Annotated in this window: 21 protein-coding genes; 12 read left to right on the top strand and 9 right to left on the bottom strand. The window is 65.5% G+C overall.

Annotated features, from left to right (window positions below; genetic code table 11):
- The first annotated feature begins 7 nt into the window (after nucleotides 1–7).
- On the top strand, nucleotides 8–1,867 hold the full coding sequence (locus NZU74_06925) for a S8 family serine peptidase (protein MCS6881049.1): 1,860 nt from the start codon (nucleotides 8–10) through the stop codon (nucleotides 1,865–1,867).
- Between the two features lie 66 nt (nucleotides 1,868–1,933).
- On the opposite strand, the gene NZU74_06920 is transcribed toward NZU74_06925, so the two are convergent.
- Entirely contained in the window at nucleotides 1,934–2,233 is a 300-nt protein-coding gene (locus NZU74_06920) for a DUF507 family protein (GenBank protein MCS6881048.1), read from the bottom strand.
- A gap of 213 nt (nucleotides 2,234–2,446) precedes the next feature.
- Entirely contained in the window at nucleotides 2,447–2,755 is a 309-nt protein-coding gene (locus NZU74_06915; GenBank protein MCS6881047.1) for a helix-turn-helix domain-containing protein, read from the bottom strand.
- Between the two features lie 113 nt (nucleotides 2,756–2,868).
- Between NZU74_06915 and dusB the strand changes: the two genes are divergently transcribed.
- From dusB to NZU74_06900, 3 genes are all read left to right on the top strand, one after another.
- Nucleotides 2,869–3,909 (top strand): tRNA dihydrouridine synthase DusB, encoded by a 1,041-nt coding sequence (dusB, locus tag NZU74_06910; GenBank protein MCS6881046.1) that lies wholly within the window; start codon nucleotides 2,869–2,871, stop codon nucleotides 3,907–3,909.
- 284 nt (nucleotides 3,910–4,193) lie between these two features.
- Nucleotides 4,194–4,709: an NAD(P)H-dependent oxidoreductase gene (locus tag NZU74_06905; protein ID MCS6881045.1), complete on the top strand. Its 516-nt coding sequence runs from the start codon at nucleotides 4,194–4,196 to the stop codon at nucleotides 4,707–4,709.
- Between the two features lie 151 nt (nucleotides 4,710–4,860).
- A complete protein-coding gene (locus NZU74_06900; protein MCS6881044.1) occupies nucleotides 4,861–5,700 on the top strand; it encodes a lysophospholipid acyltransferase family protein in 840 nt (279 codons plus the stop codon).
- 38 nt (nucleotides 5,701–5,738) lie between these two features.
- Here the strand turns inward: NZU74_06900 and NZU74_06895 are convergent, their stop codons facing one another.
- On the bottom strand, nucleotides 5,739–6,614 hold the full coding sequence (locus NZU74_06895) for a carotenoid biosynthesis protein (protein ID MCS6881043.1): 876 nt from the start codon (nucleotides 6,612–6,614) through the stop codon (nucleotides 5,739–5,741).
- Between the two features lie 257 nt (nucleotides 6,615–6,871).
- Between NZU74_06895 and NZU74_06890 the strand changes: the two genes are divergently transcribed.
- A complete protein-coding gene (locus NZU74_06890) occupies nucleotides 6,872–7,276 on the top strand; it encodes a response regulator (protein MCS6881042.1) in 405 nt (134 codons plus the stop codon).
- A gap of 260 nt (nucleotides 7,277–7,536) precedes the next feature.
- Here NZU74_06890 and NZU74_06885 read toward each other — a convergent pair whose 3' ends face one another.
- From NZU74_06885 to lepA, 6 genes are all read right to left on the bottom strand, one after another.
- Nucleotides 7,537–8,358 (bottom strand): slipin family protein, encoded by an 822-nt coding sequence (locus NZU74_06885; protein ID MCS6881041.1) that lies wholly within the window; start codon nucleotides 8,356–8,358, stop codon nucleotides 7,537–7,539.
- A 118-nt stretch (nucleotides 8,359–8,476) separates the two neighbouring features.
- Complete coding sequence (locus NZU74_06880; protein ID MCS6881040.1) at nucleotides 8,477–9,883, bottom strand: nodulation protein NfeD; 1,407 nt, start codon at nucleotides 9,881–9,883, stop codon at nucleotides 8,477–8,479.
- Nucleotides 9,884–9,932: 49 nt separating this feature from the next.
- Nucleotides 9,933–10,142, bottom strand: coding sequence for a DUF951 domain-containing protein (locus tag NZU74_06875; protein MCS6881039.1), 210 nt, complete (start codon nucleotides 10,140–10,142; stop codon nucleotides 9,933–9,935).
- Nucleotide 10,143: 1 nt separating this feature from the next.
- Nucleotides 10,144–11,394 carry a nucleoside triphosphate pyrophosphohydrolase gene (gene mazG, locus NZU74_06870; protein ID MCS6881038.1) on the bottom strand — a complete coding sequence of 417 codons (1,251 nt, stop codon included), beginning with the start codon at nucleotides 11,392–11,394 and terminating at the stop codon, nucleotides 10,144–10,146.
- A 145-nt stretch (nucleotides 11,395–11,539) separates the two neighbouring features.
- Complete coding sequence (locus tag NZU74_06865) at nucleotides 11,540–12,496, bottom strand: peptidylprolyl isomerase (protein MCS6881037.1); 957 nt, start codon at nucleotides 12,494–12,496, stop codon at nucleotides 11,540–11,542.
- A gap of 135 nt (nucleotides 12,497–12,631) precedes the next feature.
- Nucleotides 12,632–14,452: a translation elongation factor 4 gene (gene lepA / locus NZU74_06860; protein ID MCS6881036.1), complete on the bottom strand. Its 1,821-nt coding sequence runs from the start codon at nucleotides 14,450–14,452 to the stop codon at nucleotides 12,632–12,634.
- Between the two features lie 331 nt (nucleotides 14,453–14,783).
- Here lepA and NZU74_06855 point away from each other — a divergent pair, with 331 nt between their 5' ends.
- From NZU74_06855 to NZU74_06825, 7 genes are all read left to right on the top strand, one after another.
- Nucleotides 14,784–15,062: an acylphosphatase gene (locus NZU74_06855; GenBank protein MCS6881035.1), complete on the top strand. Its 279-nt coding sequence runs from the start codon at nucleotides 14,784–14,786 to the stop codon at nucleotides 15,060–15,062.
- 169 nt (nucleotides 15,063–15,231) lie between these two features.
- Nucleotides 15,232–16,278, top strand: coding sequence for a flippase-like domain-containing protein (locus NZU74_06850; protein MCS6881034.1), 1,047 nt, complete (start codon nucleotides 15,232–15,234; stop codon nucleotides 16,276–16,278).
- A 563-nt stretch (nucleotides 16,279–16,841) separates the two neighbouring features.
- On the top strand, nucleotides 16,842–17,348 hold the full coding sequence (locus tag NZU74_06845; protein MCS6881033.1) for a flavodoxin domain-containing protein: 507 nt from the start codon (nucleotides 16,842–16,844) through the stop codon (nucleotides 17,346–17,348).
- Nucleotides 17,349–17,463: 115 nt separating this feature from the next.
- Entirely contained in the window at nucleotides 17,464–18,018 is a 555-nt protein-coding gene (gene cobU, locus NZU74_06840) for a bifunctional adenosylcobinamide kinase/adenosylcobinamide-phosphate guanylyltransferase (GenBank protein MCS6881032.1), read from the top strand.
- Entirely contained in the window at nucleotides 17,997–19,079 is a 1,083-nt protein-coding gene (locus NZU74_06835; protein MCS6881031.1) for an aminotransferase class I/II-fold pyridoxal phosphate-dependent enzyme, read from the top strand. The genes cobU and NZU74_06835 overlap by 22 nt, the downstream gene beginning before the upstream one ends.
- Nucleotides 19,064–20,530 carry a cobyric acid synthase gene (locus NZU74_06830; GenBank protein ID MCS6881030.1) on the top strand — a complete coding sequence of 489 codons (1,467 nt, stop codon included), beginning with the start codon at nucleotides 19,064–19,066 and terminating at the stop codon, nucleotides 20,528–20,530. Before NZU74_06835 ends, NZU74_06830 begins: the two co-directional genes overlap by 16 nt.
- A gap of 106 nt (nucleotides 20,531–20,636) precedes the next feature.
- Nucleotides 20,637–23,381 (top strand): cation-transporting P-type ATPase, encoded by a 2,745-nt coding sequence (locus NZU74_06825; protein MCS6881029.1) that lies wholly within the window; start codon nucleotides 20,637–20,639, stop codon nucleotides 23,379–23,381.
- Nucleotides 23,382–23,424 lie beyond the last annotated feature (43 nt).

Here is a 23,424-nt window from a genome sequence, read left to right as displayed (position 1 = left end):
ATCTGCCGTGCGTCTCTCCTCCGTCGGGGCCGTCCTGGCCCTGTTTCTCCTGATGGTTCCCCTTGCCGCCCGCCCGGTCTCCGCTCGGACTGGCGGCGCCCCGGCGCCCGGCGAGGTCATCGTGTGGCTGCGCCCCGGCGCTACGCCGTCCGCGCCGGAAGTGGCCGCTAGCCTTGCCGCGCTCCGTGTCTCCGCTGCCGAGGCCCTCGCCCCCAACGCGCCGATCTACCGCCTGCGCCTGCCAGCCGCCATTGATCCGGAGGTCGCCGCTGCCCGCCTCCTGGCCGCCCCGGGGGTCGCCTACGCCGAACCAAACCGTATCCGCCGGATCAGCCGCATGCCTAATGACCCGGCCTTTCCCCAGCAGTGGGGGCTGCGCAACATCCAGGCCCCCGAGGCCTGGACGATCACCACCGGCGGGCCGGTCGTCGTCGCAGTGCTCGACAGCGGTGTGGACGGCGACCACCCCGACCTGGCGGGCAAGGTGCTTCCAGGCTTCAACACCCTCAACGGCAGCCCCGACGCGCGCGACGACAACGGTCACGGCACCGCCGTGGCCGGACTGATCGCCGCCAATACCGACAACAACGCCGGCATAGCCGGCCTTTGCTGGGAATGTCGCATCCTGCCGGTCAAGGTCGTTGACGCCAGGGGAGTCGGCAACGACGCCAGTCTGGCCGCCGGCATCCGCTGGGCCGCCGACAACGGCGCCCGGGTGATCAACATGAGCCTCGGCGGCGAGGGCGACAGCCGCTTGCTACGCGAGGCCATCGCCTACGCCGCCGCGCGCGGGATCGTGCTCGTGGCCGCTTCGGGCAACGAGCGAGAGATCGGCAACCCTGTCACCTACCCGGCGGCCTACCCTGATGTGATCGCCGTCGGGGCCACTGGCAATACCGATACCATCACCGGCTTCTCCAACACCGGCGACTACCTTGACCTCGCCGCCCCCGGCGTGGGTCTGTGGACCACCTTGCCCGGCGGGCGCTACGGCCCGCCCAACGGCACCTCATTCTCCAGCCCCTACGTAGCCGGCGCCGCGGCCCTGGTGCTCACCCAGCGCCCCGACCTGGGCCGGAGCGATGTAGGCTGCATTCTCAAGGCCAGCGCCGACGACAAGGGGCCTCCCGGCAAGGACTCCGAATACGGCTGGGGCCGTCTGAATGCCTTTCGCGCGGTGCAACTAGCGCCGGCCTACACCGGTTGCCCCCTCGACGCGCCGCAAGCCGAGCCGCCATCGCCGCCAGCCGTCGCCCCCGGCGACGCCTTCCGTCCGGTGCCGCCTGTGAATACGCCGGAGGTGCGCTATTTTCCCGAAACCGGCCACACGCTGCGCGGCGCGTTCTTACGCTTCTGGGAGCGTCATGGCGGCCTCCCGATCTTCGGCTTCCCGATCAGCGAAGAACTGATCGAAACCGGGAGCGACGGGCGCGCCTACACCGTGCAGTACTTCGAGCGCCACCGCTTCGAACTGCACCCCGAGAACCCCCCGCCCTACAATGTGCTGCTTGCGCGTATTGGCGACGACGTGCTACGAGCTGCTGGACGAGACTGGTACATCTTTCCTCGCGGGACGGCACAACCGGGCTGCCTGACCTTCGAAGCCACAGGACATACCCTCTGCGAGCCTTTCCTGGGGTACTGGCGCGCCAACGGTCTGGAGTTTGACGGCGCGCGGGGCATCAGCTTCGCCGAGAGCCTGGCGCTCTTCGGCCAACCTATCTCGCCGCCCCAGGTTGAGGAAATCGCGCCCGGCGTCTTCCGCACCGTACAGTGGTTTGAGCGGGCGCGCTTCGAGGACCACGGCGGGCAGGTGCTGCTCGGATTGTTGGGGAACGAACTGGTCCGCGCCAGAGGCTGGCGGTGAAAAACGGGTCTGGACGAGCAACGCTCGTCCAGACCCTCCTCCGTCAGCAGCAGGCGAGCTTGCGCCTCACAGGATGTAGCCGCGCTTGCGCGCGATCTCCTCCTTGTGTTTGCGGAAGAGAATATCCCGCTCGGTGCCCTTGATCTCGCGTTTGTATGAGGCCAGGATCTTCTCCACCTCGGCGTCAATCTCCTCCTCGCGGCGCAGATCGGCCACAATAAAGTCGTAGATCGCCTTGACCCGCGCCGCGCGCCCTTCGCCAGGCCGGGCGCCGGGCGCCTCCCGATACTCCACCAGCCCCCTCCGGGCCAGTTCGTCGTGCAACCGCTCAGCGATCCGCCGCACCTTGTTTTCGCTTAACCGCATAGGTGGCAGTGCTCTGTTCTACGCTTTGTGCCGAGGACCGGGAGGCGTGGAAGGGTGGACGGTGGAGGTGTGGAGCTGTGGAGGTGTAGAGCTGTGGTGGCACCTGCCTCAAGACCTCGACCCTTCCGTCACGACCCCTCCGGCTGTTCGTTGCATCGTTGCTGCTAGAAGTCGCACAGGTGTAAATGTGTCTCTTCACCTGCCTCCACACCCCTAGGTCATGGCCCCGATCTGGTCGCGCAACCAGGCCATGCGCTTGCTATTGACCCGATAGCAAACCGCCGCCCCATCGGAGTAGCTATCCAGCAAGCCGGCCTCACGGAGGAGCCGCAGATGCTGCGAGAGCGTAGACTGGGCATGCGGGCCGTTTTCGGGCAGGTGCAGGAGGATCTCGTTCCCGATACAATCGGGATGCTGGAGCACATACCGCAGGATAGATACGCGCACCGGATTGCCCAGGGCCTTGCAGAGCAACGCCAGTTGATGGTCCTGTTCATCAGAAGGATTGTCTGCCGTCATCATCGTCGGCCTCCCTTCCGAGAGCTTCGCGCATACTGTACGACGGCGGGCCGCGCACGTCAAGAGGGTTAGCGCCACACGCTGAGCACGGGGTCATGGTATAATCCGACTCAGATATGCACGACCGACTGTTCTCCATGCTAACACAGACCGAAATCGCCGCGCTGCCAACTGAATACTGCGTTGATCACATTCGCATCGCCCCAAACATCATTCTGGCGCCCATGGCGGGGGTAACCGATAGCATCTTCCGGCGGATGATCCTGCGTCTCGGCGGGTGCGGGCTGGTCAGCACTGAAATGACTAATGCTGCCAGCGTCACCCCTAAGGCGTTGCAGCGCCACCGCTTGCTCGACTACCTGCCCGAAGAGCGCCCGCTGACGATGCAGCTCTCCGGCAACGAGCCTGACCTCGTGGCCGCCGCGGCGCGCACGGTCGAGCGGCTCGGCGCCGATATTCTCGACATCAACTGCGGTTGCCCTTCGCCCAGGGTCACCGGCGGCGGTCACGGGGCCGCTCTGCTGCGCGATCTGCCGAAAATGCACCGTCTGCTCAAGGCGGTCAGGGCGGCGGTCCAGATCCCCGTGACGCTGAAGTTTCGCGCCGGGTGGGACGAGCAGAGCCTTAACTTTGTTGAAACGGCGAAGATCGCCGAGGACGCCGGAGTGGCAGCGATAGCCCTGCATCCGCGCACCCGCGAGCAGGGTTACAAGGGCCACGCTGACTGGCGTCGCGTGGCCGCAGTTAAACGCGCCGTCAGCATCCCGGTGATCGGCAGCGGCGATGTGAAAACCGCCGAAGACGCCCTGATCCGCCTCCGCGACAGCGGCGCCGACGGGGTGATGATCGGGCGCGCGGCGATGGAGAACCCCTGGATCTTTTTGCAGATCGCCCAGCTCCGCCGCGGCGAGGCGGTGTTCCAGCCCGGCCCTGCGGATAAACTTGAGTTCTTGCTGAACTATCTTGATCTGTGTGCGGCCGAATTGCCCGCCCGGCTCGCGCTCAACAAGATCAAGCAACTGATCGGCCAGTTCGTGGTCGGTCTGCCTAATGCTTCGCACCTGCGGGTTGCCGTGCACCACGCAACCGGCCTGGAGGCCGCCCGCGCCGCCATCGAAGCCTATTTTGAGCCGTTCGTCGCCTCGTCGGTCGCCTGACAGAGGCAGGCAAGCGCCGGGGAAGGGGGGGCGACGAACCGTTCCACGCACACCACGGCCCACCGGCCTGCCGGGCGCCTGATGAAGATAACAGTGTTTATTCAGGTGTGCCAGCGGAACGCGCCCTGAGCCAGTCGAAGGGCGCAGGCGGCGGGAGGTGCCGAATCGAACGCTTAACCATCATTAGTCGCCGGGCGAGGGGTGTCAGCAGACCTTGTCGTGGCGCCCCGCGCAGGTCGCGTCCGCCTGATTTCGTTCGTTGACCTGATACTGCCTTAATTCGTATGCACGACGGCTATCTGTTCACCCTGGGCATCTGCGGCAGCGCCAACGACGGCGGCCCGGCCCGCCAGTGCCTCGACGCGATGCTCGCCGCGCTGCCGCCGGTCAAACGCGCTGCCTATCTGGGCGAGGTGCTGGTCAGCGCCGACGCGCCTTCGTTCGCTGATCCGCTCGCGGAACCGTTGCTGGCCGACATTGCCGATGCCGAAGTGCTGCTGGTGGTGACGCCGTTGCCCGGCGGCAGTCTTCCGCCACGGCTGCGCGGCCTCTTCGATGCCCTTGCTGCCGCTCCGCCACCCGCTCGCCGTCGCTTCGTGGCCCTCGTGGCCGTCGGTGATGGGTCTATGGATGGTCTCTGGCCCCTGCGCCACGCCCTCGAGGCGGTTGACGCCGAGAGCATTGGCGAACTCTACGCCGATGCCAGCACCGACCTGGAAGAGTTGCTGGCCGAAGCGGTGCGTCTGGCTCGGAGCGCCTTTAGCCGCGCCCACTTTGCCCATCCCCACGCGCTGATCTAGAGCACTGACCGAAATGCTTGATCCTCTGAGGACACTGAGCGGTGCAGCTCGCTGCGCCTGCGCCGCCATCGTTACGGGTCAACCTTTTCGAGAAACGCTATAAACTCGGGCGGGGCGACCCGGTTCACCGTCTTTCAGGACAGGCACGCCCATGGGGCACGACGCCGAGAGGAACCTCACGAGACGAGAAGGGGCGAAGGTTGCTTCGCTCCTCCCCGCTGGCGACGACCCGCGTCCGGCCATTCCCGCCGCTAAGAATCCCGTTCTCGACGCGCTGCTGTACTGGTGCTTCGCCCGCTGGTCGCTCTGGCGCCACTTCGACCGGGTCTGGCTCCAGAGCCACGGTCCGCTGCCCCATCCGCGGAATGGCCCGCTGATCATCTACCTGAACCATAGCTCGTGGTGGGACGGCTACCTGATGTACGTGATCCACCGCGTTGTGCTGCGCGGGCGCTTCGACGCGCACCTGCTGATGGAGGAGAAGCAACTGCGCCGCTACCGCTTTTTTCGCTGGTCGGGGGCCTTCAGCATCAACCGCGACGACCCGGAAGACTCCCGGCGTTCCCAGGCCTACGCCGCGGCCCTGCTGCGCGGGGGGCGCCGGCCCCGCTTGCTGTTCATTTTTCCCCAGGGCAAAATCGTGCCCAATGATCGCCGCCCCCTGGTCACCTACCCTGGCATCGCGCGGATTGTCGCGCAGGTCGGCGCCGTCAATCTCTGCCCGGTGGCGCTGCGCTATGAGCTGCTGGGGCGCCAGTTCCCCGAAGCCTTTATCCGTATCGGGCCATGCCACCGCGCGGCCAACCCGGCGGATATCGAGGGAACCCTGGCCGATATTACCAGCCGGCTCACCGCCGCCTGCGACGCTCTACGCGACGATGTGCTGGCCCTGCGCTACGAGCGCTTTCAGCCCCTGCTCCGCGGGCGGCGCGGCATTGATGAGTTGTTCGACGGTTTTCTGAGGCTCCTGCCCAGACAATTCACCGGTTGAGCGGGCCATCCTCCCCGGCGGCGTCCGGGGTGTCGAGGTTACGAAACGCTCTGCTCCTGCTCGGTGCGATCGCGCAGGCGCCGCACCAGCAAAGGAACGCAGATTCGGCCTGCAATGACCAGGAAGATCAGACTGCCGATCAGTGACGCGATGGCCTGACCACGCGCCAGGTTGACAACCACAAACATGGTCAGATTGGTCAGATACAGCGTCAATGGCAGCCAGGGCCAGAACAACTCACCGACGTGGCTCGGCCCGAAGCGCGCGGCGCGAACGGCGCCCGTCCGATGCAACGCCAGCACCCAGCTCAAGAGCAAACTGGTGAACCACCAGGCCACAAAGTTCGAAGCCGGAATACCGTAGTAGGCGCTTGGATCGCTGTCGCTCCAGACCCAGTAGTGGTTGATGTGCACCGCGAAGGGTTCGATGGTCACATCGAGGAGCAGGGCGAAGGCGGTAGCGATTAGCACGCGGGCGGGTCGAACCCGCACCTCCGCCTGTGGCGAGCGGCTTTCACGGTCGAGAAACAGTTCGGCTACCCCTGTCGCGGCTGTGACGATCAACAACCACGCGAAGGGAATGGCCAGCGGCACCACCCCGAACACCTGCGGCTGCAGCACGTCGGTATAGCTGTAGCTTCCGAACGGAAAGCCGGTCGTTGCGCCAATGTGCTCCACCAGCCACGAAAGAAACAACACCCACAGGGAGGCAAGCGCGCCCCACTGCCCGAAGTTGACGCTGAGCCAGAGACCCATCAACGCGCCTTGAAGAATGAGCAGCGCTCCCCCCATCCAGGTGCCCCAGACCGGCACCCGATCCAGTGCCACCAGCGTGATCGAACCAGGGTACAGAAACAGGTAGAAGGCAAAAAGCGCGGCGACGGCGATACGTGGCCGTGTCGTCAAATGTAACATAGATAAGCGTTCCTATCGCAGCAGATGAAGCTTTTGTAGTCCATGGAATCATTATAGATTCGGTCATTTTGCCTGTCAAAGCCACATAACGCCGTTACGGTAAAGATTCTTTTACTTGCTTTCACATTTGATGCCATGGTATTATATACGTCCAACCTTATGAAAGGGTGTAAACCTTTCCCTTCTGCGCAGCCTTCGACTGCGGGACAACGCGCAAGGGGGACGGAGAGAGGTGCGGCTTCTGCGGGGGGCAGTCGATGACAGCGCACAATCAACGGGTGAGAATCCTGCTGGTCGAAGATGACAATCACATCGGGCGGATCATTGAGATGGCGTTGCCCGAACTTGGCGTTCCGTATGAGTTCGTCACCGTGCTGGGCGCCGAGGAAGGTCTGGAGTTGTGGGAGCAACAGCCTTTCGACCTGGTCGTTGCTGACTATAACCTCCGTGGGATGAGCGGCATGCAGCTCATTGAAGCGCTTAAAGCCCGGGGCGCCACAGTGCCCACCGTCATGGTCACAGCCTATGACACCGATGTCCTGCGCCGTCAGGCGCGCGCTCTGGGTGTCAATGCCTATCTGCCCAAACCGTTCTTCATTGATCAACTTATCGAGACCCTGCGCGATCTGCTGAACCAGTCCAAGGCTCGCGCCATAGGATGATCCTCGCGCGAGACATTGATCGCGGCCTTCCGCGCTGATCGCTGTGCCCCCGGTTAGAGCAAGGAGGGGCGGGCGCTGCTTCCGCCCCTCCCATTGCGTAGATGGTTTTGTGCAGTTAGCGGTTCGTGCTTCGCTCTCCTCCGCTCTCTCCCCTTCGCTGCCGTTCCCGCGCTGCACCGCCTCCACAGGGCGCGCTTCCAGGCCTTCCGTATGCCTTTCAGCGCGCAGGGGGGAACCGCCTTTCCCCGCGCCCCTCGCTCTCATCGCTCTCCGCTCCGGGGCGGTGTGGGCGCGGGGGCGACGTCGTCGTAGGCCCGGCGGCTCACGGCGTCAATGAAGGGCTTGAGCGTCTCCACCGGCAGGGGGAAAATAATCGTGCTGTTTTTCTCCACCGCAATTTCGGTAAGTGTCTGCAGGTAGCGGAGCTGGAGCGATACCGGCTCGCTGGCGATCACTTCCGCCGCCTCCGCCAGGGTGCGGCTTGCCTGCAACTCTCCGTCGGCGTGGATCAGTTTGGCGCGCTTCTCACGCTCGGCCTCGGCCTGTTTCGCCATCGCCCGCTGCATATTCTGCGGCAGTTCCACGTCTTTGACTTCGACGATGGTCACCTTAATGCCCCAGGGCTCGGTCTGCTCGTCAATGATCTGCTGGAGCTTCTGGTTGATCTTTTCGCGCTGGGCCAGCAATTCGTCAAGCTCTACCTGGCCCACCACCGAGCGCAGCGTGGTCTGAGCGATCTGCATCGTGGCGCGAATGTAATCCATGACCTTCGTCACTGCCCAGTTGGGGTTCATCACCTGGAAGTACAGCACCGCGTTGACCTTGATCGTCACGTTGTCGAGGGTGATCACTTCCTGGACGGGCACATCCATTGTGATCACCCGTGTGTCCACACGGACCATGCGCTCAAAAACCGGGATGACCAGGAAGAGGCCGGGACCGCGGGCGCCAACGAGGCGTCCCAGACGAAAGATCACTCCCCGTTCGTATTCAGGCACAATCTTGATGGCCGACAGCAGCACCATTAAGGCGATAAAGGCCAGCACAGCCAGACAGGCCAGCAGGGCGAGTTGTCCACCCATGGCTTTCTCCCTTCTTGACGAACAAAAACACTCCACGAGGGTATGGCCCTCCCAGACCCTCCTCAGGCGCGGAGCGCGGGAACATCTGCTTTCTCCGGCTTCATTACAACGCTGCGCCTCACCGCTCGCCAGCCTCACGCTCTTGACGACCCGGCTCTTCGGGCAGACGCCGCACCGTCAACCGCAGGTCGTACACGCCGGTGACGCGCACCCATTCGCCCGGCTCTACCTCCCCGTCTTCGCTGATAGCCCGCCAGAGCGCCCCTTCGACAAACACCATTCCTTCGGGCTCCAACCGCTTGCGGACCTCGGCAAGCCGGCCGACCAGCCCTTCCTGACCGGTAGTGACCGGGGTGTTGCGCGTCCGCAGGACCAGGTAGATCCCCGTGGCCGCGAACGCAACCAGCAGGAGCACGACCAGGGCTATCGCCCACAGCGCCACGCCGACCCCGGGCGCCTGTACCGTGTCGAACAGGTTCAATGTGCTGAGCACCAGGATGATCACGCCGACCAAGGTAAACGCTCCATGCGATGGAGTGTACAAGTCCGTGACTATCAGCCCAAATGCAACCACCAGCCCCAGTACGGCCAGCCAGCGCACCGGCAGGGCGATCAGACCCGCCCCGGCGGCAAGCAGGAGCACGATGCCCAACCCTGCCAGCACCCCCACGCCCGGGGTGACGAACTCGGCATAGATGGCGATGCCGGCCAGCACCAGGAGCAGGAAGGCAATGGTGGGAGTAGCCAGCATCAGGAGCAGTTGTTCCCACGCCGTTGGCGCCAGCGGCTGCGGCGTGCGCCCCAGGACGGACAGGGTGCGTCTCTCGCCGCCCTCCAGGACCACTGTGCGTCCTTCGAGGGTGGTGAGCAGTTCATTCAGATCACGCGCGACCAGGTCGATTGCCGGTGGGGTGGAGGCCAGCGCCTGTTCGTTATTGATCACCATCCCCTCGCGCACAGCCTGTTCCACCCAGGCGTCACTGCGACCGCGCTCGCGGTTCCACGCGCCGAGTTGATTGATGGCCTCGGTGTAGAGCAGCTCGCGGGTGGCGTCGCTGGCGTTCGGGTCTGGCTGTACCAGTGGCTCGACGATGCCAAAACTGGTGTTGGGCGCCATCACCGCCACGTGTGCCGGGGTCAGCAGCCATACGCCCGCTGCGCCGCTGCGCGTGCCCGGAGGCGCGACATGGACCACCACGGGAACGCGGGCCTGCGCCAACTGGCTGGCGAACGCCCGCGTATCGCGCAGCACGGCGCCGGTAGCCGACAGCCGGACGATCAGCGCCTCGGCGTTGGCCGCTTCGGCCTCGCGGAGCGCCCGCTCCAGATAGCCGATACTGTAGCGGCTTACTACTCCATCAAGGGTCACGGTGTAGATCGGCCCGCCCCCCTGGGCCGTTGCGCTCCAGGGCGGTATCGCAGCGGCCGCCAGGGCTAGAAGTATGCTCAGCAGCGCCACGATCCACACTATGGCGCGACTGCAGGCAACGTGCCAGGGGCCTTGCTTCCAGTAAACCTCGCTCATGATTGTATGTGCATGATAGTACATTCCAGGAGCAGCGACAACGGCTTTCTCAGGCGGGCCCGGCGGGTCCACGCGCCACGAAGCGTTTAATGCGCCGCTCGAACTCGGCCCGCGGTAACAACACGCGCCGCCCGCAGCGTTCGCACCTGATGCCGATCTCGGCCCCCAGGCGCACGATGCGCCAGGTGTCGCCGCCGCAGGGATGGGGCTTGCGGGTCTGCACGATGTCGTCGAGATGCAGTTCGAGCGGCGGCGGCATATCAGGCGTTCCTGGCGCTCTCCCACAGGGCCAGCAACTCGTCGAGCGACATCGCGTCAAGCGAACGACCCTGGCGCGCGGCGGCGGCCTCAACGACGGCGAAGCGGCGGCGAAACTTGGCGCTGGCCTCGCGCAACGCCGCCTCGGCATCAAGGCCCAGCCAGTCGGCCAGGCGGGTCAACACGAAGAGGGTGTCGCCCAGTTCCTCGGCGGCGTGGGCCGGGTCACCCGCGGCTGCGGCCTCCGCCAGTTCGTCCAGTTCTTCCCGGAGCTTGGCCCAGACCTGGGCACTGTCGGTCCAGTTGAAGCCGGCGCGCGCGGCCTTCTTGCCGAGTTTCTGGGCCAGGGCCAGCGCGGGCAGCGTCGGCGGCGCCCCGTCCAGGATGCTCGCGCGGGCGCGCCCTTTACGGGCCTGCTCGGCGGCTTTGATCTGTTCCCAGTTACGTAACACCTCGCCTTCGTGCGCCACAGCCAGCGCGCCGAACACGTGCGGGTGGCGCTCGATCAATTTGCGCGCCACCTGCTCGAAGACGTCCTCGAGGGCGAAGTGGCCTGCCTGCCGCGCCATCTCGCTCTGGCTGAAAATGGTGATCAACAGATCGCCCAGTTCTTCGCTTAACGCGGCTGTATCGCCACTGTCCAGGGCCTCAAGCGCCTCATAGGCCTCTTCCAGCAGAGCGGCGCGAAGCGAGCGGGGCGTCTGCCGCACGTCCCAGGGACAACCGCCGGGGCCGAGCAGACGCGCTACCACCCAGCGCAGCCCCTCGGCGCTTCGCAGGTCGTCGTGTGGCGGCAGCGGGGGCAGGAACCATAGATGCAGCGCCGCGGCGGGATCGACGCGCCACCCGGTTACGTCCTTCAGGGGAAGCTCATCGCGGCTCAGGGGCGCGCCAGCGGCGTCGAGACTCGCCAGGCGCGCCTGGTGCGCGCCGGGATAGCGGATAAGCAGCAGGCGCGCCACGGCGGCCCAATCGGCGTCAGGGGCGCCTGCCAGCAATGCGGGCACGCTGGCGATCAGGGGAAAGGGAGCGGCGGGCGGCGCGTAGGTTCCCAGGCCCTGCGTTTCGGCATACGAAGCCACGAGCGGCGACGGTTCGGGTGGGGGCAGGCCCGCCGGCTGCGCCGCCGCCAGCAATGCTTCCACCGCCCACAGTTGAAAGCCCGCGGGCGCCTCCAGGTCCAGGGCGCGCAGGGCGGCCTCGAGGAGGTCTCCGGTTCTCAGGGGAAGCTGGTTGACGTTCCGTTCTGACATACCTGGAGCCTGTCTGGATAACTCCTTCGTGCGGGTCCGGGAGACTGCCGCCCTCCCAGGCATTCCCCGGTCGTTCTAGGAGGAGGGTGGGGAAACCAGCTTTCCCCACGCCCCTGCCTGCGGAGCGGGTCCGGGAGACAGGCTCTTAGCGCGCCCCGCCCTCGGCGGGGAAGGGCAGCGGCACACTGTTCGGATCAAAGCCCGGAGCGATCTCCAGCATCCCGCTGTTCTCGGCCTGGCGCCGCAGTTCTTCGTACCAGGGTGTAAAACTCTGCTCGTAGAACGCCTGCGCGTTACTGCTGTTTCGTAGCTGTTCAAAACTGTCAAAGGGCCGGTTCGCTTCACGGGCGAGCACTTCGAGCACGTGCCAGCCAAACTGGCTCTGCACGCTGGTTGGCGTGTTGAGCGGGGCGGAGAAGGCGACTTCCTCGAACTCAGGCGCGAACTGGCCCCGTGGCGACCAGCCCAGGTCGCCGCCCCTGGCGGCCGAAGCAGTGTCCTGGGAGCGTTCACGGGCGAGGGTGGCGAAATCGGCGCCCGCGGCCAGGTCGGCCAGTGCCTGCTTCGCGGCGCTCTCGTCGGCCACCAGGATGTGGCGCACGTTCACCATATCGGCGCGCGTGTTGCGGGCAATCACCTCAAAGACGACCTGTTCGCGAGCCGCTTGCTCGCGCCGGGCCGTCATCGGCGCCAGCGGCCCATCCACGCCGCCGGAGAACATCGGCAGCACCGCTTCGTCCACGGCGGCCGGGTCGGCGCCAATGCCGTTGCGCCGCGCGTAGTCGAGCAGCAGCAGATCCTGGATCATGCGGTCGAAGATCGTAACGCGAACATTGGCATCGTTGGCCAGTTGCTCGATCTGCTCGCGGGTCTGTCCCTGGGCGAGCAGATCGGCGATGCCGGGGCCAATGTCGCGCTGCAGGCGCTGTTCGAAATCGGCTATGGTGTAGGTCTGCCCCCCGAAGCGCACAATCACCGGGCTATCCGGCGGCGCCAGTTGCTGGCCGTTGCGGGTGCTGGCGCATCCCGCCGTGGCGATCAGGAGCAGCAGACCGGCGCACAGCCGAAGGAGTGTGAGGATGGGATAGTCCGAGGTTTTCATAGTCTTCTGGCGACATCTGTAAAGACGTGCAGCGTCGGTTCTTGAACCGGAGGGCGCTGGCGGCCCGGATCCGGCCAGGGGGGGGGCAAAAGCGGGTTTCCCCCTGTTGTTCCCGCGCATAGGCCGCTTTCAGTTTCAACGATCTCCGTTGCCATTCTCATTGAGCGAAAGGATGGCCATAAACGCCTCCTGGGGGATCTCGACGTTGCCGACCATCTTCATACGCTTTTTGCCCTCTTTTTGCTTTTCCAGCAACTTGCGCTTGCGCGTCACGTCGCCACCGTAGCACTTGGCGAGCACGTCTTTGCGCAGGGCCCGCACCGTCTCGCGGGCGATCACCTTGCTGCCAATGGCGGCCTGGATGGGCACCTCGAACATCTGGCGGGGGATGAGTTGCCGCAGGCGCTCCACCAGGTCGCGCCCACGCTGGTAGGCGAACTCGCGGTGCACGATCAGCGAGAGGGCGTCAACCGGCTGCTGGTTGACCAGCACATCGAGCTTGACCAGATCAGCCTCCTGGTAGCCGGCGAGGGTGTAATCGAGCGAGGCGTAGCCCTGGGTGCTGCTCTTGAGCCGGTCGTAGAAATCAATCACGATCTCGGCGAGGGGCATCCGGTACTTCAGCAGCACGCGGGTCGGATCGAGGTACTCCATGGTCTCGAAGACGCCGCGCCGGGTGGTCACCAGTTCCATAATGGCGCCGATGTAGCGCGCGGGAGTGATGATGCTGATCTGCACGATCGGCTCTTCAATCGCCGCGATCTTGCTCGCTTCAGGCATCTCCGAGGGGTTGGAGACGGTGACAATCTCGCCGTCGGTGCGCAGCACCTGGTACTCCACACTGGGGGCGGTGATCAGCAGATCGAGGTTGTACTCCCGTTCCAGGCGCTCGCGCACGATCTCCATGTGCAGCAGGCCAAGGAAGCCGGCGCGGAACCCGAAGCCCAGCGCCGCCGAACTCTCAGGTTGGAAGGAGAGGGCCGCGTCATTGAGCTTGAGCTTCTCCAGCGCGTCGCGCAGTTCAGGGTAGGCGTTGCTATCCACCGGGTAGAGACCGGCGAAAACCATCGGCTTGGCCGGGCGATACCCGGGCAGCGGCGTCTCGGCGGGCTGGTCGGCCAGGGTCACCGTATCGCCAACCTGGCAGTCGGCAACCGTCTTCAGGCCGGTGGCGATGTAGCCAACTTCGCCGGTATTGAGCACGGGCAGCGGCTGCATCGCCGGGCGGAAGGCGCCGATCTCCAGGGTCTCCGTCCTGGCCCCGGTGCCCATAAACTGCACGCGCGCGCCGGAGGGGATCGCGCCGTCAACCACGCGCACGGCGGCGATGACGCCTTTATAAGGGTCGTAGTGCGAGTCGAAGATCAAGGCGCGGGTAGGGCGCCCCGCCTGGCCGTGGGGCGGCGGAATGCGCCGGACGATCGCCTCGAGGATCTCCGGCACGCCGATGCCCTCCTTGGCCGAAGCCATGATCGCCTCCTTGGCGGGGATGCCGATCACCTTCTCAATCTCCGCGGCCACCTCTTCGGGGTGCGCGCCGGGCAGGTCAATCTTGTTGATCACTGGGATGATCGTCAGATCATTCTCCAGGGCCAGATACACATTCGCCAGCGTCTGCGCCTCAATCCCCTGGGCCGCGTCAACCACCAGCAGCGCGCCCTCGCACGCGGCGAGCGAGCGCCCGACCTCATAGCTGAAGTCTACGTGGCCGGGCGTGTCGATCAGGTTGAGCATGTACACCTCGCCATCGGCGGCACGATAGTGCATGCGCACCGCTTTGAGCTTGATAGTGATGCCCCGCTCGCGCTCGAGATCCAGCGAGTCAAGGAGTTGCTCGCGGCGTTCACGCTCGCTGATCGTGCTCGTCAGCTCTAGAAGACGATCAGAGAGCGTAGTCTTGCCGTGATCGACGTGGGCGATAATGCAAAAATTGCGGATCCTTGCCTGATCAGACATGGTGCGGTTCCAGGGCGGACCAATCGGCGCGATGTTGCTGTTCCGCAGGCAGTATACCATTATTTGCCCTGGCGGGCCGAGGTTGCATCAGTCCTGGGGAACAGGGCTCGATTAGAGTCCACGCGGCAAGCTCTGAGTCCCGGCTTTTTTTGGCGGTTCTGGCAGCAGAGCCGCCCTGTACCTCGCCGCGGGAGAGGAACTTTGTCCGGGCGCTGGCTCTGGGGAAGTTCCCAATTGCATAGTCGCTAACGCTACGGTATACTTGCCAGTGGTTCGGGCCGCGAAGGCCCGAATGTCGTGCGTTTAACCCATTGAGGAGCGATCAACGGCCATGGAACAGGTACGGGCGCGCGTAGTGATTTCCGGCCGGGTTCAGGGCGTTGGCTTCCGGGCGTATACACGCACCCGCGCCCGTAGCCTTGGGGTAAAGGGATGGGTGCGCAATCTGCCCGATGGCCGGGTCGAGGCGGTGTTTGAGGGCACGCGCGCGGCCGTACAGCAAATGGTAAGCTGGTGCTACAGCGGCCCCGGATCCGCTGTGGTAGAAAAAGTAAATGTCACCTGGGAACCGGCTACCGGAAAAGAAGGCGAATTTCACATTGCCTGGTAGCGCCCGCCTATTCTATGGCTGTCAACTCCGTTTACCCCCACGCTAGAGGTGTAAAGGTGACAATCACTCTGGCGTACAGGTCTGAACCCTGCTCCTGTTCGTGCCGCTGCGGCCCCCGACCGGCGGCGTCCAGGCGTCTGACAACGTCTCGTGACGAAAGGACCCGCTGATGCCCGCGTTTCGCTGGAAGCTCTTCATCAGCGCCCTCGTCAGCATGGCCATTCTGGTCCTTGCCTACCTGAACCGGGCCTGGATCGTCGAAGCCTTCCGCCTGCTCGATGAGGCGCGCCCCCTCTGGCTCGCGCTCTCGATAATCCTGATCGGCGCCAGTTACCTGATCAGTGCACAGGTCTTCAATATTGTGCTCCGCTCGCTGGGCTATCGCATCGGGACGCTCCGGCTCTGGGCCACGGCGCTGGTGGCGATCGTGATCAGCCAGTCGGTGCCCGCCGGGGGCCTTGGTAGTTATGCCTTTCTAATAACCAATTTCACCCGGCGGGGCATTTCACCTGGCGAGTCGGCGCTGATCGCCTCGCTCGAGACTCTGAGCTACGCCATTGCTATGCTCCTCGTCTTTACCTTCAGTCTGATCTACCTGGCTCTCCACGGCCTTGACGCCACCATCGCCAGCCTGGTGGCGGCCCTGGTGGCGGTGACGGTGATCGGGAGCGCAATCTACCTCCTGACCCGCCCCGAGGCGGTGCTGCGGCGCTGGATCACTCGCCTGCAACTGGGTATCGGCCGGATCTTCGGCCAGCGCTGGACGGGGGCTAGAGCCGCCCGCATTGTCGCTGACCTGACCCGCGCGCGGGGCTTGCTCGCCAGCCGACGCCGCGATGTCATCTTGCTGGTGCTGGTTCAGTTCACGGCCCTGAGCGGTCATAGTCTGGCGATGCTGGCCGTCCTTGTCAGCCTGGGGGTCAGCGCCAGCTTCGGGATGATGCTGGCGGCCTTTGGCATTGCCCTGGTCACGTCAACCTTTAATGTCCTGCCCGGCGGCGGCGGGACGGTGGAGGCGGCGCTGGTCGCCGTACTTACCCAGCTTGGCGTCGGACCGGCGGCCCTCCCGGCGGCGATCATCTTTCGCCTCTTCAATTTCTGGCTGCTCACTCCGGTAGCGATGGCCTGCTACCACTGGCTGATGCACGAACCGGTGACGCCCCTTGTGTCGAGCACCGCCGCGCGGGTGGAGCCCCATGCGCACGTGGAGCATTGAGCGGGTGTGGCTATGCGCGTTGTCTGATTAGTCTGTAAAGTTAAGTTTCCCGGCAATTCCGCCCCCCTCCCAGCCTCCCCCCAACGGGGGGAGGAGCTGGGCGCCCACCCCCAGCGGGGGAGGGTTGGGGAGGGGGCGGGGTTGAGCGAACAACTATGTTTACAGACTAATAAGACACGCCTTCACCCCCTGACGTTCGCTCGAAGCGCGGAGGGTTGCGCCTCCGCGGTCATGTGTTCCGCCCGCGGCAGGACCCTCCTGGCGCCGCCGGAAATGCGAGCGACTCTGCAGACGTCACGCCTCCGCGCCACCCCATTCGGCTCGATCAGCATAAGATCCTTCCCTGGATTGATGACAAAAGGTCGGCTTCAGGCGTATGATAAGCATATACTTCTGTCTGGAGGGTCCTCCTGGCGTAGCCCTCCAGATTGCAGGTAGAAGCGGGGAGGGCGCAGCCTTTCCGGGAAATAAATAAAAGGTAAGAGCGTCGGGGTTCTTTTTCTTCATTCTGGAGCATACCCGTGTGTTTCCTCCTGGAAACTCTGTTGCCAAAGGAGAACCCTATGTCTCAGCGTGTGCTTGTAGCCTACGCGACCAAATACGGCTCAACCGCCGAGATCGCCGAACGTATCGGCCAGACTCTGCGCCGGGCCGGTCTGGAAGTGGATGTCGCCGAGATTACGCCAACCCTGAACCCTATGCCCTATACTGCCGTTGTCGTTGGCAGCGCCGTCTATACCGGCGTCTGGCTCAAACCGGCGGTTGAGTTCCTGCAAGGGTTTAGCGAGGCCCTGTCCAGACGACCGGTGTGGCTCTTCTCCAGCGGGCCAACCGGTGAAGGCGATCCTGTCGTCTTGCTCAAGGGCTGGCGCGTTCCCGAAGGGCAGCGCCGCCTGGTCGAGCGCATCCAGCCGCGCGATATTGCCGTGTTTCACGGGAACATTGATCCCGACCGGTTGAACCTGACCGAAAAGATGCTGATCAACGTTATCAAAGCCCCCACCGGCGATTTCCGCAACTGGGAGGCCATCGAAACCTGGGCTGGCGGCATCGCCGCCGCCCTCGCGTGAACCCGGACCGCACATCGAGGAGCGGGGAGGGCCGCCCTCGCGGGAGGGGCGCAGCTCTCCCCGCTATCCTGACCCGCCCTGGATGCCTGCGTACCATCATCGGCAGGAGACCCGCTTGAGCAAGATTGTCCTTTTTACTGGCGGGGCGCGCAGCGGCAAGAGCGCCTGTGCCGAGCAGTACGCCACGGGCCTGGCGCGCCCCGTGGTCTACCTTGCCACCGCCGAGGCCCGCGATGAGGAGATGCGTGTGCGTATCGCCCACCATCGCGCCCGCCGTCCTTCCACCTGGCGCACCCGCGAGGCGCCGCGCCAGGCGGCGCCGGTTCTCGCCACCCTCGATCCCGGCGCCGTCGTCATCCTTGATTGCCTCTCACTGCTGGTCAGCAACTTGCTGCTGGACCACGAAGATAACCCCCAACCCGTGATCGAGGGCGAAGTGGCGGGGATTCTGGCGCAGGCGCGCGCGCGCGAGTTGACCCTGATCGTCGTAACCAACGAAGTCGGTTCGGGGCTTGTGCCTGAGTATCCGCTGGGCAGGGCCTACCGCGACCTGCTCGGACGCGCCAACCAGCAGGTCGCCGCCGCCGCCGCCGAGGTTTATCTGGTGGTCTGCGGCATTCCTATCGAGTTAAAGGCGCTGGAGGCGGCATGGGTCCATTCGACCCCATAGCGCACGGCGCGCTCGACCATGCCGAGCTGGCGGCGCTCGGTCTCCGGGCGGAAGAACTGCTGGATTTCAGCAGTAACATTAATCCCTTCGGGCCGCCTGCGGCGGCGCGTGCCGCTCTGGCGAGCCTCGATGTCGCTCCCTATCCTGACCGTAGTTGTCACTGGCTGCGCGTCGCCCTCGCCGCGCGCCATGGCTGCCCGCCTGAGTCGATCCTGGTTGGCAACGGAGCCAACGAGTTGATCCATCTGGTAGCCCGCGCCCTGCTCCGGCCCAACGACACCACGCTCCTGGTCGGGCCGAGCTACGGCGAGTACCTTTATGCCAGCCGGCTGGCCGGCGCGCACATGGTCGAGTTGCGAACTCGCTACGGGGAGGGCTTCCGGCCCGACCTCGACGCCCTGACCACGGTAATTAGCAGCGCGCGCCCGCGCCTCACCTGGCTCTGCCTGCCCAACAATCCCACCGGCGTTGATCTTCCTGCTGCAACGATCAACGCCCTGGGAGAGGCCTGCATGGCCTACGGCGGCCTGCTGGTCCTCGACCGGGCCTACGCCCTGCTGCGCCGCCATGGCTGGGGCGCGCTCGATGAGCTGGCCGGCGCGCCGCCGGGCCAGATCCACGTCTATTCGCTCACCAAAGCCTATGCGCTGGCCGGGCTGCGCCTGGGCTACCTGATCGCCGCCCCGGAACTGGCGGCGCGCATCGGCGCGTACCAGCCCGCCTGGAGCGTCAACAGCGCCGCCCAGGCCGCTGGCCTGGCCGCCCTCGGTGACGATGCCTTTCTTGGAACCACGTTGCCCCGCCTGTGGGCGGCCAGCGATGCCCTGCGCGCCGATCTGCTCGGCCTTGGTCTCGACGTGTGGCGCGACACGCTGCCCTTTATGCTTGTGCGCACCGGCGACGGCGCGGCAACGCGGACGGCCCTGCTGCGGCGTGGCTGTGTCGTGCGCGATTGCGCCTCCTTCGGCCTTCCCGAATGGGTGCGTGTCGCTCCCCGCCATCCCGATGACAATGCCCGCCTCCTCGCGGCCTGGAAGGAGAGTCTATGCCCGCCCCGGTGATTATGGTCCTCGGCACGGCCTCGTCGGTGGGCAAGAGCGTTCTGGTGGCGGCTCTCTGCCGCATCGCCGCCAGACGCGGGCTGCGGGTCGCGCCCTTCAAGGCCCAGAACATGAGCAACAATGCCGCCGTGACCGCCGATGGCGGCGAGATTGCCCGCAGCACGGCCGTGCAGGCCGCCGCAGCTCGCATTCAGCCCACGGTTGAAATGAACCCCATCCTGATCAAGCCTGAAGGGCAGCGTCGCAGCCAGATCATCGTCGAGGGCCGGCCCTGGCGCACCCTCGACGCCAGCGAGTACTGGCGCCGGCGTGAGGAGTTGTGGGCCGTCGTCACCCGCAACCTCGACTGTCTGCGGGCGCGCTATGATCTGGTCATCGCCGAGGGCGCCGGCAGTCCGGTGGAGTTGAATCTAAAGCCCCGCGACATCGTGAACGCACGTGTGGCTACCTACGCCAGCGCGCGCACCCTGCTCGTCGGCGACATTGACACCGGCGGGATCTTCGCCCAGTTGCTCGGCACGCTGGCCCTGCTGGAGCCGGAGGAGCGCGCCCTGGTCACCGGTCTGGTCGTCAACCGCTTCCGGGGCGATCCGGCCCTCTTCGCCGATGGGGTGCGCATGCTGGAGCAGCGCAGCGGTGTGCCGGTGCTGGGCGTGGTTCCCTGGATCGACGACCTGGGCCTGGCCGAGGAAGATGGTGTGGCCCTCGAACGGGGGCATGGCGGGCCGGACGGCGGCCTGCGCATCGCCGTGGCGCGCGTGCCGACCATCGCTAACTTCGATGACTTCGACCCCCTTGCCCGCGAGTCAGGGGTGAGTCTGCGGTACGTGGACCGGCCGGAGGAACTTTCTGGAGCCGCAGCGGTGATCCTCCCTGGAGCCAAGCACACCCTGGCCGCCCGGCGCTGGCTGCGCGAACGGGGCTTCGATGCCGCGCTGCGCGCCTTCCCCGGCGCGGTGGTCGGCATCTGTGGCGGCTATCAGCTTCTCGGCGCGCGTATCAGCGACCCATTGGGGGTCGAGGGTAGCGGCGGCGAGGAACCTGGCCTGGGGTTGTTGCCTGTCGAGACCGTTTTCCACCGCGAGAAGCTTACTGTCCAGGTCGTCGCCGAGTCCCTGGCGCCCTGGGCCCCTGGCGCGCCCCTTACAGGCTACGAGATCCATGCCGGGCGCACCGGCGTGACCGGCGGCGCGGCCCTGGCCCGCGTCATCCGCCGCGGCGCGATTGCCGGCGATGATCTGGACGGCTGCGTCGTCGAGGATGGCCGGGTCTGGGGTTGCTACATCCACGGCATTTTCGCCAACACAGTCTTTCGCCGCGCCTGGCTCGCCACCCTCGGCTGGCAGCCGGAGGAAGCGACTTCCGGCTCCGACCCCTACGAACGCCTGGCCGACGTTGTCGCCGGCGCCCTCGATCCGCGCCAGCTTGACCGGTTGCTGCCGGGCGGGTAGCAGGGCAAGCCTCCAGGTCGCAGGCAAGCCAGTAGCGCAACCCGGAGGGTTGCGCGCACGATCTGGAAGAGCCGTCCCTCCCGACATAAGATCACCGGAGCTTTCCGTGAACGCCACACTCCTGCAGGTTCCCTGGCATCACCTGCCGCTTGATGAGGTCATTGACCTGCTTGAAACCCACCCGCAGCGCGGCCTGGATGTCTTTGCCGTCAGGCGCCGGCAGGAACAGTTCGGGCCAAACGTTATCACCCGGCGGCGCGGCAAAAGCCCCCTGGTACGCTTCCTGTCGCAGTTTCACAATCCGCTGATCTACATTCTCCTCGTCGCCAGCGTCATTACCCTGGTGCTCAAAGATGCCATTGACGCGGGGATCATCTTCGGGGTGGTCCTGGTAAACGCCATTCTCGGCTATCTCCAGGAGTCGCGCTCGGAGCGAGCCATTGAGGCCCTGGCGCAAACGATGGTCACCGAAGCCACCGTGGTGCGGGCGGGCGCCACCACCCGCATCTCCGCCACCGACCTGACGCCGGGCGATCTCGTGCTTCTGCAGGCCGGCGACAAGGTTCCCGCCGACCTGCGGCTCATCCGCGCCCGTGAACTGCAGATCGCCGAGGCCGCCCTGACCGGCGAGTCGGCGCCGGTGGCGAAGGTGGCGGAGGTGGTTCTGGAGCGCGACACGCCCCTCGCCGACCGGCGCAACATGGCCTATGCCTCCACGCTGGTAACCTATGGCCAGGGCGCCGGGATCGTCGTGGCGATCGGCAACGCCACCGAGGTCGGGCGGATCTCCCGCCTGATTGCCACCGCCGAGGAGCTGCAAACGCCCCTCACCCGCAAGATTGCCCGCTTCAGTCTGGTGCTGCTGTACCTGATCCTGGCCCTGGCCGGGCTGAGCATTCTCGTCGAGGCGCTGCGGGGCCGGCCGCTGATTGACGCCCTGATGGCTGCGATTGCCCTCTCGGTGAGCGCCATTCCCGAAGGTCTGCCCGCTGCGGTGACGGTCACCCTGGCCATCGGCGTCTCGCGGATGGCCCGTCGCCGGGCGATCATCCGCAAGCTCCCGGCGGTGGAGACCCTCGGCAGCACGACAGTGATTTGCTCTGACAAGACCGGCACCCTCACCCAGAACCAGATGACCGTTCAGCGGATCGTGGTGAACGGAGCCTGTTTCGAGGTCACCGGAGCGGGCTACCGGCCCGAGGGCAGCATAACCCATCACGGTCAGCCCATTGACCCCGCCGCCTTCCCGGCCCTGCTGGAGTGCCTGCGAGCCGGGCTGCTATGCAATGACAGCCAGCTCGTCGAGGAGCAGGGCCGCTGGGAGGTGCAGGGCGACCCGACCGAGGGGGCGCTGCTGGTGGCGGCGATGAAGGCCGGGCTGCGCCCGGATGAGCAACGCGCCGCGCTGCCCCGCCTGGACGCCATTCCGTTCGAGTCGCAGCATCAGTATATGGCCACCCTTCACGACGTTGGCCAGACGCATCTGGTTTACATAAAAGGCGCGCTCGAGACCCTGTTGCCCCGCTGTCGGGCGATGCTCGATGCAGGTGGAAACGAGACGGCCCTGGATGGCCCCGGCGTGCAGCGGCAGGCGGAAGCCATGGCTGCCGACGGCTTGCGCGTGCTGGCTTGCGCCCGACGCGCCGTTCCTGCCACGCTGACCCGGCTTGCCCATGCCGACGTTGCCGCGGACCTGATCTTCCTTGGCCTCCAGGGTATGGCCGATCCGCCGCGGCCAGAGGCCATCGCGGCAGTGCAAGCCTGCCAGCGGGCGGGCATCCAGGTCAAAATGATCACCGGCGATCATGCCCTGACCGCCGTGGCCATTGCCCGACAGATCGGCATTGACGGCCCCGCCGACACGTCGGCGGGGCCGTCCGCGCTCACCGGCAAGGAACTGGCGGCCCTCAGCGACGAGGAACTCATTGCAGCAGTGAATCGCGCCGTGGTGTTTGCCCGCGTCACCCCGGAGCAGAAACTGCGCCTGGTTGAGGCCCTGCAGGCGCGGGGCCACGTGGTGGCAATGACCGGCGATGGGGTCAACGACGCGCCAGCGCTCAAACAGGCCGATATTGGCGTCGCGATGGGGTTGAGCGGCACCGACGTGGCCAAAGAGGCCGCCGACATGGTGCTGACCGACGATAATTTTGCCACCATCGCCGCCGCAGTCGAAGAGGGGCGTGGCGTCTTCGACAACCTGACTAAGATCATTGCCTGGACCTTGCCGACCAATCTCGGCGAGGGTCTGATCATCCTGACGGCGGTCGTTGCCGGTCTATCTCTCCCCATCCTGCCGATACAGATCCTCTGGATCAACATGACCACTGTTGCGGTGCTGGGGTTGGTGCTCGCTCTGGAACAGAAAGAACCCGACATCATGCACCGCATGCCGCGCCGCCCCGATGCGCCGATCCTCACGCCGGAACTGCTCTGGCGCATCCTCATTGTAGGTCTCTTAATCCTGGCCGGCGCCTTCGGTCTCTTCGAGTGGGAACAGGCCCGCGGCGCTGCCCTGGCCGAGGCCCGTACCGTGGCGGTCAATGTCGTGGTCTTTGTCGAGGTTTTCTACCTGTTCAACTGTCGCTCGCTCACCCGCTCAATGTTCAGTATCGGCGTCTTCTCGAATCGCTGGCTGATCGTTGGCGTGCTGGTGATGGTGTTGCTACAGCTTCTCTTTACCTACGCGCCAGTGATGCATCGGATCATGGGCAGCGCCCCGCTGGATATGGATGCCTGGGGGCGCGTGCTTGCCGTTGGTGTGATCACCTACACGATCATCGAGATCGAGAAGTGGTTGCGGCGCCAGTTTGCCCGGCGGCATGCCCTCACGCGCCTTCCGCGGCGGGTTTGAGCTACACAGCGGCCCTTCCGTCTGGTCGGGGGAGAAAGCGAGT

Source organism: Chloroflexaceae bacterium (assembly GCA_025057155.1).
Classification (GTDB): Bacteria; Chloroflexota; Chloroflexia; order Chloroflexales; family Chloroflexaceae; genus JACAEO01.
This window is presented reverse-complemented; position numbering and strand designations above follow the sequence as displayed.